The sequence below is a fragment of the Polaromonas sp. P1_G2 genome (genome assembly GCF_056405515.1).
This window is the reverse complement of sequence record NZ_JBFUBY010001611.1, coordinates 1-378: the sequence shown is the minus strand read 5'-3', so window position 1 is coordinate 378 and position 378 is coordinate 1. Positions and strand designations below refer to the sequence as shown.

Sequence of the window (378 nt, the reverse complement as noted above, 5' to 3'; positions counted from 1 at the left end):
GTGAAATGCAATGTGCCGACATGCACGGCAATGTCCTGCGTACCCTGGGCGACCGAATTGCCATGTGCATCATGCAGCCCATTGGAAAAGTCGCGATTGTAGATGACGAAGGAATAGCAGGTTCTCAGCATCTGCTCCGCCATCTGGTCGACGGAGGTGATGAACGAGTTCTTCAGAACCTCGAAGGTGACCGGATCGAGTCCGTTGAATTGCGCGTCGCCGTTCATCTCATGCCTCTTTGATATTGATCAGGATATTCAGGTACTTGTCGACGGAAGCTGAAGTGCCGGGAGGCACAACCACCGTAGAGTCAAACTGTTCGACCACGGCCGGCCCGGTGAAGCGGAAGCCCGAGGGCAGATCGTCGCGATCATAGAC

Annotated in this window: 2 protein-coding genes; both read right to left on the bottom strand. The window is 55.0% G+C overall.

From position 1 onward, the window contains the following. The coding region (locus tag AC1D0P_RS31785) for a hydantoinase B/oxoprolinase family protein (RefSeq protein WP_477680365.1) at nt 1-227 on the bottom strand (227 nt) is incomplete at its 3' end. A gap of 1 nt (nt 228) precedes the next feature. Beyond that, a partial coding sequence (locus AC1D0P_RS31780) for a hypothetical protein (RefSeq protein ID WP_477680366.1) occupies nt 229-378 on the bottom strand: 150 nt, incomplete at its 5' end.